Below are 7,083 nucleotides of genomic sequence, written 5' to 3' on the forward strand. Positions count from 1 at the left end.
GCCCCGTTACCGGCGGCCCCGCCGATACTGGGGGCATGACGACGGCTCCCGGCACCGTGCTGGTCGTGGAGGACGAACCGAGCATCGCGGACGTCCTCGCGATCGCCCTGCGCTTCCACCGCTTCGAGGTCATGACCGCGGGCACCGTCCGCGAGGCCCTCACCCTCGCCGAGCGGGTGCGGCCCGACGTGGCACTGCTCGACGTGATGCTGCCGGACGGCGACGGGCGGGCCCTGGGAAGGGAACTGCGCGAGCGGCGACCGGACCTGGCCGTGGTCTTCCTCACCGCGCGGGACGCGCCCGCGGAGATCGTCGGCGCCCTCGGCTTCGGCGACGACTACATCACCAAGCCCTTCGACCTCGACGTGGTCGTCGCCCGTATCACGGCCGTCCTGCGCCGCACCCGCCCCCACGACGTCCTCCCGCAGCGCCCGCCGCTGCGCTACGGCGACCTGGAACTGGACGAGGCCACCTACTCGGTGCACCGCGCGGGCCGCACCGTCGACCTGACCCCCACCGAGTACGCCCTGCTGCGCTTCCTGGTGCGCAACGGCGGCCGGATCGTGCCCAAGGAGCAACTCCTGCGCCATGTCTGGCAGTACGAGCACACCCCGCCCGAGTCGACGGTGGTCGAGACCTACATCAGCTATCTGCGGCGCAAACTGGACGCCCTGGGACCGCCCGTGATCACCACCCGCCGGGGCGTCGGATACGGGCTGGCGTGAAACGGCTCCACCGGCGTGGCATGCACTCCCTGCGCGTGAAGCTGACGGCGGCCAACGTGGCGCTGCTCGCGCTCGGCATCGTCGCCGCGACCGCCGTCAGCCTGATGGGCATGCGGCACTACCTGCTGGACCAGGCCGACTCCGAACTGACCAAGACCCGCGCCTCACTGAGCAGGTCGGGGCTCACCCTGCGGCAGATCGACTCGCTGAGCGTGCTGGGCTTCGTCCGCGACCGGCTGGTGCCCGAGCAGTCCGAGGAACCGCCCACGCCGGACACCGTCTTCGCCGCCGTCGGTGGCGACGGGGAGGCGGTGGCCGTCTTCGGCGTCGAGCCGACCGAGGCCCAGAGCGGGCTGGCGGACGCGGTCGACGACCCCGCCGCCCTCGCCCGCGACGCGGACCCGCACGACGTCACCGTGCGCGGGGCCGCCTACCGGGCGACCGCGATCCGGCTCCCCGACGGCTCCTACATCCTGCTGGCCACCTCCACCGACGCCCTGCACAAGGGCATGGTCAAGGCGCTCAAGCTCGACCTCGCCGTGGGCACCCTGCTGCTGGCGCTGCTCGCCTGTCTGACGCTGTTCAGTGTGCGGCGGCGGATGCGGCCGCTGGAGGACATGGTGGAGACCTCCTCGGCGATCGCCGAGGGCGACCTGACCCGGCGCGTGCCCTCCCGTCACGACCCCACCCAGGAGGTCGAGCAACTGCGGCTCGCGCTGAACTCGATGCTCCAGCAGGTGGAGACGGCATACCGCACGCGCGAGCGCAGCGCGGCCCAGCTGCGCCGGTTCGTCGCCGACGCCTCGCACGAGCTGCGCACCCCGCTGTCCGCGATCCGCGGCTATCTCCAGCTGTACGACCAGGGGATGCTGCGCGATCCGGCCGAACGGCGGCGCGCCTGGGACCGGATGAACGGCGAGGTGGACCGCATGGGCCGGCTCGTCGACGAACTGCTCACCCTGGCCCGCCTCGACCAGCGGCCCGAGCTGCGGCTGCGCAATGTGGACGTGAGCCGTCTGGTGCGGGACGCGGCGCAGGATCTGCGGGCCCAGCAGCCGGAGCGGCCCGTCACGGTCGACGCGCAGGGCGCGGTGCTGGTGCGGGCCGACGAGTCGGGGCTGCGCCAGGTCCTCGGCAACCTTCTGGCCAACGTGCGCACGCACACCCCCGCCGACGTGCCGGTCGAGCTGGCCGTGGAGCGCGCCGACGACGTCGTACGGCTGTCGGTGCGGGACAAGGGGCCGGGGCTGGCCGCGGAGGACGCGGCGCGGGTCTTCGACCGTTTCTTCCGTGCGGGCGGGGGCGCGGGCAGCGGTCTCGGCCTGGCCATCGTGCAGGGCGTGGTCGACGCCCACGGCGGCGAGGTGGGCGTCCGCACGGCTCCGGGTGAGGGCCTGACGGTGACGGTACGGCTGCCGGCCCGCCCGGCGGGGTGCGGTTAGCGTCCGTCGGGGATTCAGGCCTGCTTGGAGGCCAGTTCGATGACGGTGATGTCCGAGGGGGCGCCCACGCGCGTGGGCGGGCCCCAGGCGCCGGCACCTCGCGAGACGTACAGCTGGGTGTCGCCGTAGCGTTCCAGGCCCGCGACGGTCGGGTTCGCGGCGGCGGCGAGGAGGCTGCCGGGCCAGAGCTGGCCGCCGTGGGTGTGGCCGGAGAGCTGGAGGTCGACGCCGTGCTCGACGGCGTCGTGGATCTGCACGGGCTGGTGGGCGAGGAGCACGCACGCGCGTGCCGTGTCCCTGCCGCCGAGCGCCCGCGTGAAGTCGGGGCCCTGGCCCTCGCTCTCGCCCGCGATGTCGTTGACGCCGGCCAGGTCGAACCACGGCAGTTCGGTGCGCGCGTTCTCCAGGGGGAGCAGGCCTAGCCGGCGTACCTCCTCGACCCACTGCTCGGCGCCGGAGAAGTACTCGTGGTTGCCGGTGACGAAGTAGCTGCCGTCACGTGCCGTCAACTGCGCGAGGGGCGCGGCGGCCGGGCCGAGGTCCTTCACGCTGCCGTCGACCAGGTCACCGACGATCGCGATCAGGTCGGGCTGCGTGCCGTTGATCGTGTCGACGACCTTCTGCGCGAAGCCGCGGCCGAGGACCGGGCTCAGATGTATGTCGCTGACGACGGCGATCCGGTAGCCGTGCGCCGCGCGCGGCAGCCTGGCCAGCGGGACGGTGACCCGCTTCACCCGCGGGCCGCGCAGCACACCGTAGGTGCCGTAGCCGACGGTCCCGACGGCGGCCACGGCCGCGGCGCCGCCGACGACCCGGGAGACGAACAGGCGGCGGGAGGGGACGGCGGGGAGCGTGGAGCCGGTGTCCTGCGGGGCGGAGCCGGTGGTCTGCGGGCCCTCGGGCGGCGCGGGCTTCGCTCCCGGACGGGAGGACGACGGGACGGTCTCCGTCTCCTCGTGCCGCGCGTCCACCGGCCGCGCCACCGGCAGCACTTCGGCGGGCGCCCGCCGCTCCAGCCAGCGCCGCAGCAGCGGTCGTACGGCCTCGCCCACCAGGACCGCGAGGAGCAGGTAGACCGACAGGGCCAGCCACAGGAAGCCGGGCCAGGCCAGGACGCGCTGGAGCCAGAAGGGGGCACCGGTGCGTTCGGCGACCAGGGCGCTCACGGCGAGGGCCCAGCCGCCCGCGATCAGCACCGCGCCGCCGCGCCGGACCCAGCCGGCGGCGCGGGTCGTGTCACGGAACAGGCGGCGCCACAGATACCAGTTGGCCCCCACCAGGACGGCGAGGACCGCCAGGGCGAGCAGCACGAAGAGGATGGCCACGGTTGTCGTATCCCTGCTGTGGTCTGCGGCGTCGGACTATGAGGTTGGGCGCAGGGCGCGCAGTCCGCGCAACCCGATGCCCCCGACGACCGTCCCCAGTACGAAGGAGACGACGGCGAGCGTCAGATGGACCCAGAAGTAGGCCGTGGGGTCGCCGTCGTCGAAGGCGAGACCGCTGCCGTCCTTGATCAGGTTTTTGACGAAAGTGACCCAGATGATCCAGCTCCACACCCCGAAGGCGAGAAGGAACCAGGACACCGGGCGGCTGAGCTTCATACGTTCAGTATCGCCGTCCGGTGTCCGGTTCCATGACGGGGGTGGGGAGGGGGACGGGACTTCCCGTCGTCCGCCGGGTACTTTCTCCGTCGTGCCCGCACCCTTGAAGCAGACCGCCAGGCGAACCCTGCTGGTCACCTCAGCGACCCTCGCGTCCCTCGCGCTGACCGCGCCCGTGTCCCTGGCGGCGCCGACCCCGAAGCCGAAGCCGACCGCATCGCCCTCGGCCCCGGTCTCCGGTTCTCCGACCGCCAAGGGCAAGGCCTCGGCTTCGGCTTCGCCTTCGGCCAGTCCGTCGGCCACTCCCCCGGGGAAGATGTCGTCGCTGGGCGGCGCCCGCCTCGGGCAGGCCGGGACGCAGGTCCAGCTCGCCGCCGGCGCGCCGGTGCTGCCGAAGGACCTCACCGCGCGGTCCTGGATCGTCGCGGACGCCCAGTCCGGCGAGGTGCTCGCCGCGCACAACGCGCACTGGCGGCTGCCCCCGGCGAGCACCCTGAAGATGCTCTTCGCGGACACGATGCTGCCGAAGTTCCCCAGGACCACGCAGTACAAGGTCCAGCCCAAGGACCTGGAGGACCTGGGCGCCGGGTCCAGCCTCGTCGGCATAAAGGAGGGCGAGACGTACTCGGTCCACAACCTGTGGCTCGGCGTCTTCCTGCGCTCGGGCAACGACGCCGTGCACGTCCTGTCGTCGATGAACGGCGGCGTCGCGGAGACCGTCAAGCAGATGAACGAGCACGCCGAGGAGCTCCAGGCCCTCGACACGAACGTGGTCTCCCCCGACGGCTACGACGCTCCCCACCAGGTCTCCTCCGCGTACGACCTGACACTGATCGCCCGTTCCGGGCTGCAGAAGAAGGACTTCCGGGAGTACTCCTCGACGGTGACCGCGAAGTTCCCGGGCGCCACGACGAAGAACAAGAAGGGCAAGACGGTCCGCGAGACCTTCGAGATCCAGAACACCAACCGGCTGCTCACCGGCGACTACGACATCAGCCAGTACCCGGGCATCGCGGGCGTCAAGAACGGCAACACCACCAACGCCGGCGCCACCTTCACCGGCGTCGCCGAGCGCGCCGGACGGGTCCTGCTCGTCACGGTGATGAACCCGGAGAAGGACGACCACAACGAGGTCTACAAGGAGACCGCCGCCCTCTTCGACTGGGGCTTCCAGGCGGCCGGCAAGGTGACCCCGGTGGGCGAGTTGGTCCCGCCGAAGGGTGCCGAGCAGACCAGCGCGCAGCCCGGCGCGAACTCCGGTGAGGGCGGGGAGGCCGGCGGCGTCGGCAACGTCTCCGAGAAGCCGGTGGCGGGCGCGGTCGCCGGGAACGGCTCCGGTGGCATCGGGATCGCCATGGCGATCACCGGCGGCGTGCTGGTGCTGCTCGCCGGTGCCGCGTTCCTGGTCAACCGCCGCTGGCCGCTGCCGGACCTGGTGCGCCGCCGCCGCTGATCCCGTCCGGGGCACCGCCGGTACCGGCCTCGGCGTCTGCCTCGGCGTCTGCCTCGGCATCGGTGGTCCCCGTCGCCGTCCACGCGGCGCAGAACAGGATCAGTTTCGCGGTGAAGTTGATCCACAGCAGCAGGGCGATGGGGACGCCGAACGCGCCGTACATGCTCTTGGCGGCCACGCCCTGCATATAGCCGCTGAGCAGCAGCTTCAACAGTTCGAAGCCGACCGCGCCGGTAAGCGCCGCCACGATCAGGCGGCGGCGCGGCGGCTCGACTCCCGGCAGCAGCGTCAGGACGTACAGCAGGAGCAGGAAGTCCGCGAGGACGGCGACGGTGAACGCGGCGACGCGCAGCAGGATGCCGCCCCAGCCGGACTCGTCGATGCCCGCCTGCTCGATGATCCAGCCGACCATCGCGGAGGCGACGGTGGAGATGGCGAGGGTGACGAGGACGGCGCCGCCGAGGCCGAGCAGGATGCCCAGGTCCTTGAGCTTGCGCAGGACCGGGTTCTCCTCCTCGTCGCGCAGCTCCCACACCGCGCGCAGGCACTCGCGCGTCGAACCGGCCCAGCCGACGCCGGTGAACAGCAGGGCGGCGCCGGCGATGAGGCCGACGGTGCCGGCGTTCTGCACCAGGCTGTCGATGTTCAACCGGTCGGAGATGCCGGGCACCTGGTCGGTGATCTTGTCCTGGAGTTCCTGCTGCCGCTCGGGACCGAGGGTGGCGGCGCCGATCGTGGCGGCCACGGTGAGCAGCGGGAAGAGCGCGACGAAGCTGGTGAACGTCATCGCTGCGGCCAGCATCGTCCACTGCACCCGGTCCAGCCGCTCGTACGACCGCCACGCGTGCGTGAGCATCAGGCGCGCGATCCACGGCCCGATCCCCGGAAGCTTTTTCAGCCAGTCCATGGTCCGACTCTGCCCTTGTTGGATCCGCGGGATGCTCCGGCCGAGCTCCCGTTGCCCCTCGGGTCACCAATTGGCGACCGCCAGACCGTACATGGCGAGCCAGGCCAGTCCGATGAGCGCGAGGGCGCGGTCGCCGAGGACGACCTCCTCGGGTTCGCCCGCGGTGCCGCGGTCGGCGAAGACGGCGTAGCGCAGGACGGCCAGGATGAAGGCGACCACGGACAGCTGACGCCAGGGCAGCACGCTGGTGTGCGGGACTCCGCCCTCGCCGAGGGCCCACAGGCAGTAGCCGAGCACGGCGACGCCGGCCGCGAGCTGCCAGACGAAGCGCAGGTAGCCGGTGGTGTACTCGGTGAGCAGCGCACGCGTGGCGCCGGCCGTCCCGGCCTGCTGGACGGCCTCGGAGTAGCGCTTGGCCGACACCATGAACAGGGCCCCGAACCCGGTGGTGATCAGGAACCAGCGCGACAGCGGGATGCCGAGCGCGAGCCCGCCGGCCATGGCCCGCATCAGGAACCCGGTGGTGACGACGACGAGGTCGACGACGAGGACGTGCTTCAGGCTGACGCAGTACGCGAGTTGCATGGCCAGGTAGGCGGTCAGGAGTACGGCGACGGCGGGTGCGGTCAGCCAGGCCGCGGCGGCCGGTGCGAGGACCGCGAGGGCGCCTCCGACGGCGTACGCGACGGGTACCGGGACCTGTCCGGCGGCGACCGGACGGTGCCGTTTGGTGGGGTGGGCACGGTCGGCCTCGGCGTCGCGGGCGTCGTTGACCAGGTAGACGGCGGCGGCGCAGGCGGTGAACAGGGCGAGGACCAGGGCGAGTTCGGTGAGGGCGTGGACGGTGAACAGCTGACCGGCCGCGGCGGGGGCGGCGACCACGAGGAGGTTCTTGACCCACTGTTTGGGGCGGGCGGTGCGCAGGAGGCCGGCCAGGAGGGAGCCGGGCGGCGGG

Annotated in this window: 7 protein-coding genes; 3 read left to right on the forward strand and 4 right to left on the reverse strand. The window is 72.3% G+C overall.

The annotated features are described in order from the left end of the window. The first annotated feature begins 35 nt into the window (after window positions 1-35). Together P1P75_RS20230 and P1P75_RS20235 are read left to right on the forward strand one after the other, a co-directional pair. Window positions 36-725 carry a response regulator transcription factor gene (locus P1P75_RS20230; protein WP_319257315.1) on the forward strand — a complete coding sequence of 230 codons (690 nt, stop codon included), beginning with the start codon at window positions 36-38 and terminating at the stop codon, window positions 723-725. Between the two features lie 20 nt (window positions 726-745). Beyond that, a complete protein-coding gene (locus P1P75_RS20235) occupies window positions 746-2,167 on the forward strand; it encodes a HAMP domain-containing sensor histidine kinase (RefSeq protein ID WP_319257317.1) in 1,422 nt (473 codons plus the stop codon). 14 nt (window positions 2,168-2,181) lie between these two features. On the opposite strand, the gene P1P75_RS20240 is transcribed toward P1P75_RS20235, so the two are convergent. Both P1P75_RS20240 and P1P75_RS20245 read right to left on the reverse strand, forming a co-directional pair. Further along, complete coding sequence (locus P1P75_RS20240) at window positions 2,182-3,492, reverse strand: metallophosphoesterase (protein WP_319257319.1); 1,311 nt, start codon at window positions 3,490-3,492, stop codon at window positions 2,182-2,184. A gap of 36 nt (window positions 3,493-3,528) precedes the next feature. After that, window positions 3,529-3,768, reverse strand: coding sequence for an SCO4848 family membrane protein (locus tag P1P75_RS20245; protein WP_319257321.1), 240 nt, complete (start codon window positions 3,766-3,768; stop codon window positions 3,529-3,531). Between the two features lie 91 nt (window positions 3,769-3,859). Between P1P75_RS20245 and P1P75_RS20250 the strand changes: the two genes are divergently transcribed. After that, complete coding sequence (locus tag P1P75_RS20250; RefSeq protein WP_369076341.1) at window positions 3,860-5,221, forward strand: D-alanyl-D-alanine carboxypeptidase family protein; 1,362 nt, start codon at window positions 3,860-3,862, stop codon at window positions 5,219-5,221. On the opposite strand, the gene P1P75_RS20255 is transcribed toward P1P75_RS20250, so the two are convergent. Continuing rightward, window positions 5,175-6,128: a YihY/virulence factor BrkB family protein gene (locus P1P75_RS20255; RefSeq protein ID WP_319257325.1), complete on the reverse strand. Its 954-nt coding sequence runs from the start codon at window positions 6,126-6,128 to the stop codon at window positions 5,175-5,177. The two genes, P1P75_RS20250 and P1P75_RS20255, sit on opposite strands and share 47 nt — an antisense overlap. A 63-nt stretch (window positions 6,129-6,191) precedes the next feature. Next, on the reverse strand, window positions 6,192-7,064 hold the full coding sequence (locus P1P75_RS20260) for a decaprenyl-phosphate phosphoribosyltransferase (RefSeq protein WP_319257331.1): 873 nt from the start codon (window positions 7,062-7,064) through the stop codon (window positions 6,192-6,194). Between the last annotated feature and the right edge of the window lie 19 nt (window positions 7,065-7,083).

It is taken from the genome of Streptomyces sp. ID05-39B (assembly GCF_033794725.1).
Classification (GTDB): Bacteria; Actinomycetota; Actinomycetes; order Streptomycetales; family Streptomycetaceae; genus Streptomyces; species Streptomyces bobili.

Bases quoted from the DNA above. Each gene is read 5' to 3' on its own strand.
- P1P75_RS20230 (WP_319257315.1), top strand. From the start codon at position 36: ATGACGACGGCTCCCGGCACCGTGCTGGTCGTGGAGGACGAACCGAGC.
- P1P75_RS20235 (WP_319257317.1), top strand. From the start codon at position 746: ATGCACTCCCTGCGCGTGAAGCTGACGGCGGCCAACGTGGCGCTGCTC.
- P1P75_RS20245 (WP_319257321.1), bottom strand. From the start codon at position 3,768: ATGAAGCTCAGCCGCCCGGTGTCCTGGTTCCTTCTCGCCTTCGGGGTG.
- P1P75_RS20255 (WP_319257325.1), bottom strand. From the start codon at position 6,128: ATGGACTGGCTGAAAAAGCTTCCGGGGATCGGGCCGTGGATCGCGCGC.